This window comes from Chromobacterium subtsugae, from assembly GCF_035919665.1.
Taxonomy (GTDB): Bacteria; Pseudomonadota; Gammaproteobacteria; order Burkholderiales; family Chromobacteriaceae; genus Chromobacterium; species Chromobacterium subtsugae.
In genome coordinates this window covers 1,188,234-1,200,485 of sequence record NZ_CP142381.1, presented here as the reverse complement: position 1 = coordinate 1,200,485, position 12,252 = coordinate 1,188,234, and the positions used below count along the sequence as shown (strand labels likewise).

Here is a 12,252-nt window from a genome sequence, read left to right as displayed (position 1 = left end):
GATTAATTGCCGAATCCGCTGTCCTGCGACAAATCGCGCAGCGCGTTGCTCAAGACTTCATGAGTCATCTGCAGCACCGCCTCGCCGACATTGGCCGACTTTTTCGCCCCCGCCGGCGGCTCGGCGTTGCCTATCGTGGTGTGGATGGCGTGCCGCGCCGTCTTGACTATCGGTTTGCTGCTGCCCGCCGGCAGGTAGCTGACGGTGCAGACATAGCCGTCGGTCACCGCGGTGCCGACCGCGCCGAAGGTCAGTCCGGTGACGAAGCCGCCGGCATTGCCCTGGTTCAGCGGGATGTTGTTCAGGCTGATGTTCAGAATCGGCGCTCCAGCGGTCGGCTGGGTTGCCACCGCGGAGAACAGGCCCGACTCCGCCACCTGGGTCTTGACCGCGGCCTGCAGGAATTCGGTGGCGCGCGGCACCGGCATGCCCTGGTTCTGGAATTCGAACACCAGTTGCACCGGCTGCGGCGACGCCGGTTTTTTCAGCTCCGACACCGGCACATTCTTGGTGGCGGTGTCGACATAGACGCTGGCGCAGCCGGTCAGCAGGGAGCTGCCTGCCAGCAGACATGCTGCGAACCAGCGATTTGCGCCGGAAAAAAGCTTATAATTTTTGAATATCATGTAAATATCTCTGCGAGTCAGCACGCTAAAAGAAAATAAAACGCAAAGCGGACAATCCGCCATCGTATCTTCACGGACTGGCAGTCTAACAAAAGCTGCCGCTGAAAATACATCGTCATCGAAGTAATTTTTAACACAATCACCATGACGGCCGGGACGCTTGCCCCGGCGTCAACCGAGCCGCCGCCACGACATGCAAACTTCCTTCCTGTCCGCCACCATCCTGCTGATCCTGATTACCGATCCGCTGGGCAATATCCCGCTGTTCATCGCCGCGCTCAAGCAGGTGAAGCCGGAACGCCGCCGCCGCGTGGTCTACCGCGAATGCCTGATCGCCTTCCTGGTGCTGACCATCTTCATGCTGTTCGGCCGCAACTTCCTCGAACTGATGCACCTGACCGACGAGTCGATGCGCATCGCCGGCGGCGTGATCCTGTTCCTGATCGCCATCAAGATGATCTTCCCCGGCGAAGGCAGCGTGTTCGGCGGCGACAAGCTGCACGGCGAGCCCTTCATCGTGCCTATCGCCATTCCGCTGATCGCCGGCCCGTCGGCGATGGCCACCGTGCTGCTGCTGTCCACGCGCGAGCCGGGCCGGATGCTGGAGTGGATGGGCGCGCTGACCATCTGCATGCTGGTCACCACCGTCACCTTCCTGTTCTCCAGCCGGCTGCAAAAACTGCTGGGCGAACAGGCGATCACCGCGCTGGAGCGGCTGATGGGCCTGGTGCTGACAGCCATCTCGGTGGAGATGCTGCTCAGCGGCTTCGCCTCCTATCTGAAGCAGCTGCACTGAGCCTGGCCATTGCGGATAAGTCGTCAGGGTTATCCCCGATAGGGATATCGACAATGCTCCCGACTTGAGTCAGTTGTTAGCATCGGATGCAAATGGGCCAACAAGAGCCCGCATTCCATGCAACGCAACGCCAGTCGGGACAAACATGCAAACCAAGACTCCGTTCTATTCGCGCCTTTACGTACAGGTGTTGATCGCCATCGCCGCCGGCGTGCTGCTGGGCAGCTTCATGCCCGATTTCGCCGCCAAGATGAAACCGCTGGGCGACGCCTTCATCAAGCTGATCAAGATGCTGATCGCCCCCATCATCTTTTCCACCGTGGTGGTCGGCATCGCCAAGATGGGCGATATGAAGGAAGTCGGCCGCGTCGGCGTCAAGTCGCTGCTGTACTTCGAAGCCGTCACCACGCTGGCGCTGGTGATCGGCCTGATCGTGGTCAACCTGCTGCAGCCTGGCGCCGGCCTCAACATCGACCCGCACACGCTGCACGCCAAGGACATCGCCAAGTTCACCGCTGGCGCCAAGGACATGAACACCGTGGACTTCCTGCTGCACATCATTCCGGACAGCGTGGTGGGTGCCTTCGCCAGCGGCGAGATCCTGCAGGTGCTGACCTTCTCGGTGCTGCTGGGCCTGGCGCTGACCAAAATGGGCGACAACGGCAAGAACATCGTCCACATCCTGGACGAGTTCTCGCACGCGCTGTTCGGCGTGATCAACATGCTGATGAAGCTGGCCCCGATCGGCGCCTTCGGCGCGATGGCCTTCACCATCGGCAAGTACGGCATCGGCTCGCTGAAACAGCTGGGCTTCCTGATGGCCTGCGTGTATCTCACCTGCTTCGCCTTCGTCTTCATCGTGCTGGGCGCCATCGCCCGCTTCTCCGGCTTCAGCCTGTGGAAGTTCCTGGTCTACATCAAGGAAGAAATCCTGCTGGTGCTGGGCACCTCGTCGTCGGAATCGGCGCTGCCGGGCATCATGAAAAAGCTGGAAAACCTGGGCTGCGCGAAACCGGTGGTCGGCATGGTGGTGCCCACCGGCTATTCGTTCAATCTGGACGGCACTTCCATCTACCTGACCATGGCGGCCATCTTCATCGCCCAGGCCACCAATGTGAACCTGACGCTGGGCGAGGAGCTGGCCATCATCGGCGTGCTGCTGCTCACCTCCAAGGGCGCGGCGGCGGTGACCGGCGGCGGCTTCATCACACTGGCCGCCACGCTGGCCACGCTGGGCGGCAAGCTGCCGGTGGAGGGCCTGGCGCTGCTGATCGGCATCGACCGCTTCATGTCCGAAGCGCGCGCCATCACCAACCTGATCGGCAACGGCGTCGCCACCGTGGTGATCGCCAAGTGGGAAAAGGCGCTGGACGTGGAGAAGATGCGCCTGGTGCTGGAAGGCGGCGAGCCCCCGGCCCCGCCCAAAGACCGGCGGGAACCCATGCCGGAGCCGGCGCTGCAAACGCGCTGAGCCTCGCTTCAGCTAGCTGTCGAACCCGCTGCGAAGCGGGTTTTTCGTTTCATGTAGGACGAAATCCTTGATTTCGCCGTCTGCTCGTCCACGATGAAAATTCGAGGAGGAGCGCAAATGGAAGACTTTTGGATACAGTATGGCGATGACATGCTGCCCGTCATCGGCGATTTCCCGCGCAAGGGAAACTACCTGCCCAGCTTCATGCTGGTGGACGACCAGAAACACGACGCCGCGCTGGAGAGCTTCTCCCACACGCCCAAACTGATCGTCACCCTGCTGTCGGTGGACGAAGACGAGCACGCGGGTTTGCTGCTGCTGCGCGAAACCCGGCGCTTCCTCGACAGCTGGCCGCACCTGAAGCTGATCGTGATCACCGTCGACTCGCCGTCGTCGCTGGAACGCGCGCGCCACGAGCACGGCCTGCCCAATATCGCGCTGCTGTCCACGCTGCGCGGCCGCGATTTCCACAAGCGCTACGGCGTGCTGATCACCGAATACCCGCTCAGCGGCTACACCGCGCCGTCCATCATCCTGGCCGACACCGCCAACGTGGTGCACTACTCGGAGCGGCTGGCCAATACCCGCGACTTCTTCGAATTCGACGCCATCGAGAAACTGCTGCAAGAAGGCGAACAGCAGGCGATGGCCGCCGAGCGCGAGGCCGAGGAGGCGCGGCAGCAACAGGATGCGGAGCGGGAGAAAGGCACCGAGCGGCTGCTGGAGAAGGCCAAGCAGATCCAGGACCAACTGGGCAGGAATATCGACCCCGGCCGCTGACGCGATGCCGGCGCCGGACAAACAAAAACCGCCCGTTGCCGGGCGGTTTGTTTGACTTTACTGATGGATTATCGACAGCCTTAGCTGTTCAGTTCCTTGGCTAGGTAGAGCCAGGTTTCCACCACGGTGTCCGGGTTCAGCGACACCGTCTCGATGCCCTCTTCCACCAGCCACTTGGCGAAGTCCGGATGGTCGGACGGGCCCTGGCCGCAGATGCCCACGTACTTGCCCAGCTTGCGGCAAGCCTGGATCGACATGTGCAGCATCGCCTTCACCGCCTCGTTGCGCTCGTCGAAGGTGCTGGCGATCGGGCCGCCGGAGTCGCGGTCCACGCCCAGCGTCAGCTGGGTCATGTCGTTGGAGCCGATCGAGAAGCCATCGAAGTGCTGCAGGAACTGCTCGGCCAGCACGGCGTTGGCCGGCAGCTCGCACATCATGATCAGGCGCAGGCCGTTGTCGCCGCGCTTCAGGCCGTTGTCGGCCAGGATCTCGACCACCTTCTCGGCTTCCGCCAGCGTGCGGACGAACGGGATCATCACTTCCACGTTGGTCAGGCCCATCACGTCGCGCACCTTCTTGATCGCGCGGCATTCCAGCTCGAAACAGTCGCGAAACGATTCCGCCACGTAGCGCGCCGCGCCGCGGAAACCGATCATCGGGTTTTCTTCATGCGGCTCGTACAGCTGGCCGCCGATCAGGTTGGCGTACTCGTTGGACTTGAAGTCCGACATCCGCACGATGACCTTTTTCGGATAGAAAGCCGCGGCCAGCGTCGACACGCCTTCGGCGATCTTGTCGACGTAGAAGTCCACCGGGCTGGCGTAGCCGGCGATGCGGTCGGCGATGGTCGCCTTCAGTTCCGGAGTCTGCTTGTCGAATTCCAGCAGCGCCTTCGGGTGGATGCCGATCTGGCGGTTGATGACGAACTCCATCCGCGCCAGGCCTACGCCTTCGTTCGGCAGCTGGGCGAAATCGAACGCCAGTTCCGGATTGCCGACGTTCATCATGATCTTGACCGGCGCCTTCGGCATCTTGTCCAGTTCCAGATCGATGATTTCCACGTCCAGCAGGCCGTCGTAGATATTGCCGGTGTCGCCCTCGGCGCAGGACACGGTCACTTCCATGCCGGCCTTCAGCACGCGGGTGGCGTCGCCGCAGCCCACTACCGCCGGAATGCCCAGCTCGCGCGCGATGATGGCGGCGTGGCAGGTGCGGCCGCCGCGGTTGGTGACGATGGCGGCGGCGCGCTTCATCACCGGTTCCCAATCCGGGTCGGTCATGTCGGTCACCAGCACGTCGCCCGGCTTGACCTGATCCATCTCGGACGCGTCGCGGATGGTACGCACGGTGCCCTGGCCGATCTTCTGGCCGATGGCGCGGCCTTCGCACAGGATTTCGGACTTGCCGTTCAGGCGGTAGCGGCGCAGGGTGTCCTTGCGGTCTTCCTGCGACTTAACGGTTTCCGGACGCGCCTGCAGGATGTACAGCTTGCCGTCCAGGCCGTCGCGGCCCCACTCGATGTCCATCGGGCGGCCGTAGTGTTTTTCGATGATCAGCGCGTACAGGGCCAGTTCGGCCACTTCGGCGTCGGTGATCGAGAACTGCTTGCGCAGCTCGGGCGCCACATCCACGGTCTTGACCGAGCGACCGGCTTGCGAAGCGTCGGTGAACTCCATCTTGATCAGCTTGGAGCCCATGGTCTTGCGCAGCACCGCCGGGCGGCCGGCGCGCAGCGTCGGCTTGTGCACGTAGAACTCGTCCGGGTTCACGGCACCCTGCACCACGGTTTCACCCAGGCCGTAAGAGGCGGTGATGAACACCACGTCTTCAAAGCCGGATTCGGTGTCGATGGTGAACATCACGCCGGCCGCGCCGGTATCGGAGCGCACCATGCGCTGCACGCCGGCGGACAGGGCCACCACGTCGTGGGCGAAGCCCTTGTGCACGCGGTAGGAGATGGCGCGGTCGTTGTACAGGGAGGCGAATACGTGCTTCATCGCATCCTTGACGTTGTCAAGGCCGCGGATATTCAGGAAGGTTTCTTGCTGGCCTGCGAACGAGGCATCGGGGAGGTCTTCGGCGGTGGCGGAGGAGCGCACGGCTACCGAGATGTCGGCGCCGCCGGCATCGGCGACCATCTGGTCCCAGGCTTCCTTGATGTCGGCATCCAGCTTGGCAGGGAACGGGGTGTCGATGATCCACTGGCGGATTTCCTTGCCGACGCGGGCCAGCTCGCTGACGTCGTCGATATCCAGCTTGGCCAGCGCGGCGCTGATCTTGTCCGCCAGGCCGTTGTGCTGAAGAAAATCGCGATAAGCCTGGGCGGTGGTGGCGAAGCCACCTGGTACCCGCACGCCGGAACCGGCCAGCTGACTGATCATTTCACCGAGGGAGGCGTTCTTGCCGCCTACCTCTTCCACATCGGTCATGCGCAGCTTCTCGAACCAGATGACGTAGTTCTCTGCCATCACTTCACTTCCTGTGTTGGATTGGGACGATAGGGCCGCATTCTAGCCGAATTACGCGCCGATTGCGTAGCAACTTTTGCAGCGCACAAGACTTAATTGCGACAAGAGAACGGTTTAAGCCAATACAATCAAACGGTTGATCTCAAAACCGCCGCGCAATCAATGATATTGTCATGTAGTTTGAAGATTACATGTCAAAAACGGGAGGCCAGCGGCAGGTATCGCCATGGCTTGCATCGGTATACACTTTGCCGCAACCGAATACACTTTGCCAAGGTGCATCATGTCCCATCGTCGTTCCGCCTTCTTCATCTCCGACCGCACCGGCATCACCGCCGAATCGCTGGGCCACACGCTGCTGACCCAGTTCGACGCCCTGGACTTCAAGCGCGAAACCGTGCCCTTCGTCGATACCGTCGACAAGGCCAAGACGCTGGCGCAGCGCATCAGCGACATCGCCGAGCGCGACCACCTGCGTCCGCTGGTGTTCACCAGCATCGTCAATCCGGAAGTGCGCGAGGCGCTGCGGCTGGAAAACGTGGTGCTGATCGATTTCTTCGAAACCTTCATCGGCCATCTGGAGGCGGAAATCGGCCAGAAAGCGTCGCTGTCGGTCGGCAAGGCGCACGGCATGGTCAACGAGGAGAAGTACGACCACCGCATGGAGGCGGTCAACTTCTCGCTGAACCACGACGACGGCGTCAAGCTGAAGGACCTGGACGAAGCCGACGTGATCCTGGTCGGCGTGTCGCGCTCCGGCAAAACCCCGACCTGCCTGTACCTGGCGCTGCAGTACGGCATCCGCGCCGCCAACTATCCGCTGACGCCGGAGGACCTGGGCAGCCCGACCCTGCCCAAGCTCTTGCTGCCGTTCAAGGACAAGATCTTCGGCCTGACCATCGACCCGGCGCGGCTGCACAATATCCGCTCGGAACGCCGCCCCGACTCCAAATACGCCAGCATGGACAACTGCCGGCGCGAAGTGAACGAAGCGGAATCGATGTTCCGCCACCACGGCGTCACCTTCATCAGCACCACCCACAAGTCGATCGAGGAGATCGCCTCCACCATCATGCACAAGGCGGCGCTGGGACGTAAGTTTTAAGCGGCTTGCCGCCGACCGCGCGCGCATGCAAGATGTCTTTTTCATAACAAGAAAGAGTCCGCGTGCGCCCTGCTCCCGACATCGTCGCCAGACAAGTGGCCAGCAGCCGTTTCCCCGATGCCGGCTGCGCGTTGATGACCGGCTCCATCGTGCGCGGCCAGGCCACGGCAAGTCCGACATCGACCTGGTGCTCATCCATCGCCAGCTGCCCGCCGCCAGGCGCGAGTCGCTGCGGGAACAGGGTTGGCCGGTCGAGGCCTTCATCCATGACCTGCACACGCTGCAGTATTTCTTCGACCATGTAGACCGGCCCAGCGGCGTGCCTTCGCTGGCGTCCATGGTCAACGACGGCCGGCTGCTCTGCGGCGACGAAGCGCTGGCCGCCCAAGCCAAGGCCATGGCGCAAGCCGCGCTGCGCCGCGGCCCGCCGCCATGGGACGCCGCCGCCCGCGACGCGTCGCGCTACGCCCTCACCGACATCGTCGACGACATCCGCGCGCCATTCCCCGATTTCGCCTTGCGCGCGGCGCTGGCCCAGCTTCTGCCGCTGCTGGCCAATCACTATCTGCGCGGGCGCGGCCTGTGGTCGGCCAAGGGCAAGGCCATTGCCAGACGCCTGGCCCAAGTCGACCCCGGCTACGCCGCCCGTTTCGACGCCGCCTTTCAGCTTGCGTTTCATAGCGGGGAAACCGCGCCGCTGATACAGCTGGCGGCAGACACCCTGCAAGCGGACGGCGGCTGGCTGTTCCAGTCCTATCAATTGACGACGCCCGCCGATTGGCGCTGCGAGCCGGTCTACGGCTAGCCGCCCGCCCGCTTGCTCTTGAAGCCCAGCTTTTCCAGTTCGGCGATCACCGTATCCACGTGATCGCCCTGGATTTCCAGCACGCCGTCCTTGACCGTGCCGCCGCTGCCGCAGCGCGTGCGCAGCTGCTTGCCCACCCGGGCCAGCGCATCGGCGGCCAGCGGCAAGCCCTTCACCACCGTCACTTCCTTGCCGCCCCTGCCCTTGGTCTGGCGCGCCACCCGGGCGATGCCGTCGCCCGCCGGCGCCGCCGGCTTGCCGCACTCGCACTGCGCCAGCGGCTGCCGGCATTGCGGACACATCCGGCCATGCTCGGTGGAATACACCAGCCCGCCCGCCTCGTTTTGTTTCGACTTCATCTTGATTGATCTCTTTTCGCCATCGCCGCCATGGTTGCGGGGAATCCACGCGCCGACAAGCCCGCGCCTTGATATGCCAATGACAAAATCAGCAATAAAACTCTATCTCTTTGTTTATTTGTAAATTTTTTATTAAGACAGGAACAATAAAAACCACTCGCTTTCAAAAACAACAAGAGCCACGTCTGCGAGAACCACCGATGAACATCCCCGATTTCAATCTGCCCCCCATCGCCGCCGCGCGCCGCTGGCCGCAGCAGCTGACCGGCGTGCAGGCGGGTCGGCAACTCACATCGGAACAGCAGCACGAATTCGCCGAGATGCTGTTCCGCACCGTGCTGCAAAACCCCCCGCACGGCGCATCGCCGTTCACCCTAGCCGGCGGCCCCGTCGACCATCCCGCGCGGCCGCCCGCGCGCCCGGCGCGGCAACGCTCCGCCGCCCGCGCCTACGGCAAGGATCTGCCGCAAGCCGGCTTCCTGCTGCAAACCCAGGCTTGACGCCCTGCCCTGCCGCATGGTTTGATGAAACCATGAATACCGCACCCGCTTTCGCAATCCATTTTTGGTGGTGGCGCCTCTCTTAGGCGGCACCGGCGAACGCGCACGCAAAAAACCCGGAGGCTGCCGACAAGGCGCACCGGGTTTGTTTTTAGCCGCACCTCCCCCCCAGTCCGCCCTGCCGGTCTCCTCATTCCAACAGTGGAGATCGAAATGAATCTGGACAACATCAGCTCGCAAGACATCATCCTCACCGGCGACCGCACCACCGGCCAACTGCACCTGGGCCATTACGTCGGCTCGCTGCGCAACCGCGTGATCCTGCAGGAGCGCTGCGCGCAATTCCTGCTGCTGGCCGACGCCCAAGCGCTGACCGACAATATGGGCAATTACTTGAAAGTGCGCGACAACGTGCTGCAGGTGGCGCTGGACTACCTGGCCGTCGGCATCGACCCGGCCAAGAGCACCATCTTCATCCAGAGCCTAGTGCCGGAACTGACCGAGCTGGCCTCCTACTACCTGAACCTGGTGACGGTGGCGCGGCTGGAGCGCAACCCCACCATCAAGGACGAGATCAAGCAGCGCGGCTATGAACGCGACATTCCGGCCGGCTTTCTCACCTACCCCGCCGCCCAGGCCGCCGACATCACCGCGTTCAAGGCCACCATCGTGCCAGTCGGCGACGACCAGATCCCGATGATCGAACAGACCAACGAAATCGTGCGCCGCTTCAACGCCAGCGTCGATCAGACCGTGCTGGTGGAAGCCAGGGCGGTGGTGCCGGAAGTGGGTTCGCGGCTGCCCGGCATAGACGGCAAGGCCAAGATGTCCAAATCGCTGGGCAACACGCTGACGCTGTCCGCCAGCCCGGACGACATCCGCCAGGCGGTGAAAATGATGTACACCGACCCGAACCACCTGCGCGTGGCCGATCCCGGCCAGGTGGAAGGCAATGTGGTGTTCACCTATCTGGACGTCTTCCACCCCGACCAGGCGCTGGTGGCGGAATTGAAAGCCCAATACCAGCGCGGCGGCCTGGGCGACACCGTCATCAAGAAGCATCTGGAAGAATGCCTGCAGGAGCTGCTGGCGCCGATACGCGCGCGCCGCGAACACTACGCGCAAGATCCGGCCGCGGTGCTGGAAATGCTGAAGAGCGGCACCCGCCGCGCCCGCGACGTCGCCGCCCGCACGCTGGCTGAAGTGAAGGCCGCGATGGGCCTCAACTACTACTGAGCCGGAGCGGGAATATGGAACATCTCTATCAATGCCAGAGCCTGGACGAAGTACGCGGGCAGATCGACCGCATCGACCGCGAGCTGGTGGCGCTGATCGCCGAGCGCGGCATCTACGTGCGCCAGGCGGCGCGCTTCAAGGAAAGCCGCGCCGAAGTGGAAGGCGGCAAACGGGTGGATCAGGTGATGCGGCGGGTGGAGCGGCTGGCGGGCGAAATGGGCGCCGACGCGGCGCTGACGGCGGCGATCTATCGCGCCATGATCACCCATTTCGTCGCCGACGAGCTGCAAGCCTACCGGCAGCGGTTCGCAAACAGCGATTGAGCGGCGCGGCCGGCTTCCCTACAATTCCGGCATCATGGCCGTCTTGATGGCGGCCTCTTTGCTCCCCCAAGGAAACCGCGATGAAGAAAACCGCGCTGCTGCTGGCCTGCCTGCTGGCCGCCCCGTTCGCCCGCGCCGAGGAAATCGGCGAAGTCTCCACCACCTTCAAGCTGCTCAGCCCCAACGACAAGGTGGTGGTGGAAGCCTTCGACGATCCGGCGGTGCAAGGCGTGGCCTGCTATGTGTCGCGCGCCAAGACCGGCGGCTACAAGGGCGCGATCGGGCTGGCCAAGGATCCGTCGCGCTTTTCCGTCGCCTGCCGCCAGGTGGGGCAGATCCGCTTCGGCCGGCCGCTGCCGCCGCAGGAACAGGTGTTCAAGGAGAGCGCGTCCTTCGTGTTCAAGCACGTGCGGGTGGTGCGCATCGTCGACGCCAAACGCAATGTGCTGACCTATCTCACCTATTCCGACAAGCTGGTGGACGGCAGCCCGGACAACGCCATCAGCGCGGTGGCGGTGCTGGATCAGAAAATTCCGCTGAAAAAATAGCTATCGCAAGCTATTGATATTCATCATTATTATTAAGATGACAGGCATCATCCCATAGCCAGCTTCGCCTGCCAGCCATCGAACCCCACCTCGACGCCCGGCGGGCACAGCGCGCCCAGCGCATGGTATTCCAGCCGGTGAGTCATGTGGATCAGCACCGTGCGGCGGGCGCCTATCCTCGCCGCCCAGTCGAATGCCTGCCCCACCCCCAGATGCGACGGGTAGGGGTCGTGGTTCAGGCAATCCAGGAACAGCAGCTCCAGCCCCTGCAGCAAGGGCAGGCTGCTCTCCGGGATGTCGGACAGATCGGTCAGCCAAGCCATATTGCCGATGCGCCAGCCCAGGCAAGGCCAGCTGCCGTGCCGCAGCGGGATGGGCGTCAACTTGACGCCCTGGTGCTCGAACGGGCCATGCACCGTTTCCGGCAGCAGCACCGGCTTGTCCCACATCTTCGACGGCGCCTGCAGCGCATAGCCGAAGCGCTCGCGGATGTTGGACATGGTGAAATCGTTGCCGTACAGCGAGATCGGCCCCTGCTTCAGGTAGCAGAAGGCGCGCAGATCGTCGATGCCGTTCAGGTGGTCGGCATGGGGATGGGTGTACAGCACCGCGTCCAGCCGCGACAAACCCTCGCGCAGCGCCTGCTGGCGCAGATCCGGTCCGGTGTCGATCAAGAAACCCAGCTCGCCGACGCGGACATAGGCGCTGGCGCGAGTGCGCCGGTTGCGCGGCTCGCCGGACAGGCAGGTGGCGCAGCGGCAGCCTATCGCCGGCGTGCCGGAACTGGAGCCGCAGCCCAGGATGGTGACTTCTAGCGTATTCACGGCGCTCCTTGCACAATCATTGGCACAACGGCGGGCGCACCGCCGGCGCCGCCACCGTGCCGCCATCGCATTGTATCTGCCCGTCGGCGGCCACCTGGCAGCTGCCGCCTGGGCGCGCGGCGCAACGCGGCGAGCCGTCCGGCCCCAGCAGGCACATGCCCGGGCCGGCGTAGAAAGCGCCGCCGGCGCGGATGGCGCCGCCGCCGGGGTACGGCGAGCAGAACAGGTTGCCGAATTCGTCGGCCACGCAGGCGCCGGCGCCGCAATAGGCGTTGCCCTGGTGCAGCACCGCCTGGCCGCCGGGCTGCGCGCAGAAGCTGCGGCCGCCCAGATTGACGCAATTGGCCGCCGCGGCCAGCGAAGCCAGCCCGATCAGCATGCCCGCGGCGAAATGGCGCAAATGCATTCCGG

The 12,252-nt window shown here is 63.6% G+C and carries 14 protein-coding genes; 9 read left to right on the top strand and 5 right to left on the bottom strand.

What is annotated here, in order from left to right; genetic code table 11:
* Positions 1-2: 2 nt before the first annotated feature.
* A complete protein-coding gene (locus U6115_RS05865) occupies positions 3-626 on the bottom strand; it encodes a hypothetical protein (RefSeq protein WP_047238720.1) in 624 nt (207 codons plus the stop codon).
* Positions 627-819: 193 nt separating this feature from the next.
* Here U6115_RS05865 and U6115_RS05860 point away from each other — a divergent pair, with 193 nt between their 5' ends.
* The 3 genes from U6115_RS05860 (at position 820) to U6115_RS05850 (ending at position 3,673) form a co-directional block, all read left to right on the top strand.
* Complete coding sequence (locus U6115_RS05860; protein WP_043576605.1) at positions 820-1,422, top strand: MarC family protein; 603 nt, start codon at positions 820-822, stop codon at positions 1,420-1,422.
* A gap of 145 nt (positions 1,423-1,567) precedes the next feature.
* On the top strand, positions 1,568-2,893 hold the full coding sequence (locus U6115_RS05855) for a dicarboxylate/amino acid:cation symporter (RefSeq protein WP_043576608.1): 1,326 nt from the start codon (positions 1,568-1,570) through the stop codon (positions 2,891-2,893).
* Between the two features lie 117 nt (positions 2,894-3,010).
* Complete coding sequence (locus U6115_RS05850; protein WP_043576610.1) at positions 3,011-3,673, top strand: redoxin family protein; 663 nt, start codon at positions 3,011-3,013, stop codon at positions 3,671-3,673.
* Between the two features lie 80 nt (positions 3,674-3,753).
* Here U6115_RS05850 and ppsA read toward each other — a convergent pair whose 3' ends face one another.
* Positions 3,754-6,141: a phosphoenolpyruvate synthase gene (gene ppsA, locus U6115_RS05845; protein WP_043576613.1), complete on the bottom strand. Its 2,388-nt coding sequence runs from the start codon at positions 6,139-6,141 to the stop codon at positions 3,754-3,756.
* 283 nt (positions 6,142-6,424) lie between these two features.
* On the opposite strand from ppsA, the gene ppsR reads away from it, so the two are divergent.
* Together ppsR and U6115_RS05835 are read left to right on the top strand one after the other, a co-directional pair.
* Complete coding sequence (gene ppsR / locus U6115_RS05840) at positions 6,425-7,246, top strand: posphoenolpyruvate synthetase regulatory kinase/phosphorylase PpsR (RefSeq protein WP_043576615.1); 822 nt, start codon at positions 6,425-6,427, stop codon at positions 7,244-7,246.
* Between the two features lie 187 nt (positions 7,247-7,433).
* Positions 7,434-8,051 carry a hypothetical protein gene (locus U6115_RS05835; protein WP_052258108.1) on the top strand — a complete coding sequence of 206 codons (618 nt, stop codon included), beginning with the start codon at positions 7,434-7,436 and terminating at the stop codon, positions 8,049-8,051.
* Here U6115_RS05835 and U6115_RS05830 read toward each other — a convergent pair.
* Positions 8,048-8,410: a translation initiation factor Sui1 gene (locus tag U6115_RS05830; RefSeq protein WP_043576618.1), complete on the bottom strand. Its 363-nt coding sequence runs from the start codon at positions 8,408-8,410 to the stop codon at positions 8,048-8,050. The two genes, U6115_RS05835 and U6115_RS05830, sit on opposite strands and share 4 nt — an antisense overlap.
* Before the next feature lie 200 nt (positions 8,411-8,610).
* Here U6115_RS05830 and U6115_RS05825 point away from each other — a divergent pair, with 200 nt between their 5' ends.
* The 4 genes from U6115_RS05825 to U6115_RS05810 all read left to right on the top strand — a co-directional run bounded on the left by U6115_RS05825 (position 8,611) and on the right by U6115_RS05810 (position 11,017).
* A complete protein-coding gene (locus U6115_RS05825; RefSeq protein ID WP_043576621.1) occupies positions 8,611-8,910 on the top strand; it encodes a hypothetical protein in 300 nt (99 codons plus the stop codon).
* 213 nt (positions 8,911-9,123) lie between these two features.
* Positions 9,124-10,146, top strand: a complete 1,023-nt coding sequence (trpS, locus tag U6115_RS05820) for a tryptophan--tRNA ligase (RefSeq protein WP_043576624.1) — start codon at positions 9,124-9,126, stop codon at positions 10,144-10,146.
* Positions 10,147-10,160: 14 nt separating this feature from the next.
* Positions 10,161-10,469, top strand: a complete 309-nt coding sequence (locus U6115_RS05815) for a chorismate mutase (protein WP_043576627.1) — start codon at positions 10,161-10,163, stop codon at positions 10,467-10,469.
* A gap of 80 nt (positions 10,470-10,549) precedes the next feature.
* Positions 10,550-11,017, top strand: a complete 468-nt coding sequence (locus U6115_RS05810; RefSeq protein ID WP_043576630.1) for a CreA family protein — start codon at positions 10,550-10,552, stop codon at positions 11,015-11,017.
* A gap of 47 nt (positions 11,018-11,064) precedes the next feature.
* Here the strand turns inward: U6115_RS05810 and U6115_RS05805 are convergent, their stop codons facing one another.
* Positions 11,065-11,841 (bottom strand): MBL fold metallo-hydrolase, encoded by a 777-nt coding sequence (locus tag U6115_RS05805; RefSeq protein WP_043576633.1) that lies wholly within the window; start codon positions 11,839-11,841, stop codon positions 11,065-11,067.
* 16 nt (positions 11,842-11,857) lie between these two features.
* Positions 11,858-12,247 (bottom strand): hypothetical protein, encoded by a 390-nt coding sequence (locus U6115_RS05800; RefSeq protein WP_043576636.1) that lies wholly within the window; start codon positions 12,245-12,247, stop codon positions 11,858-11,860.
* Positions 12,248-12,252: the final 5 nt, after the last annotated feature.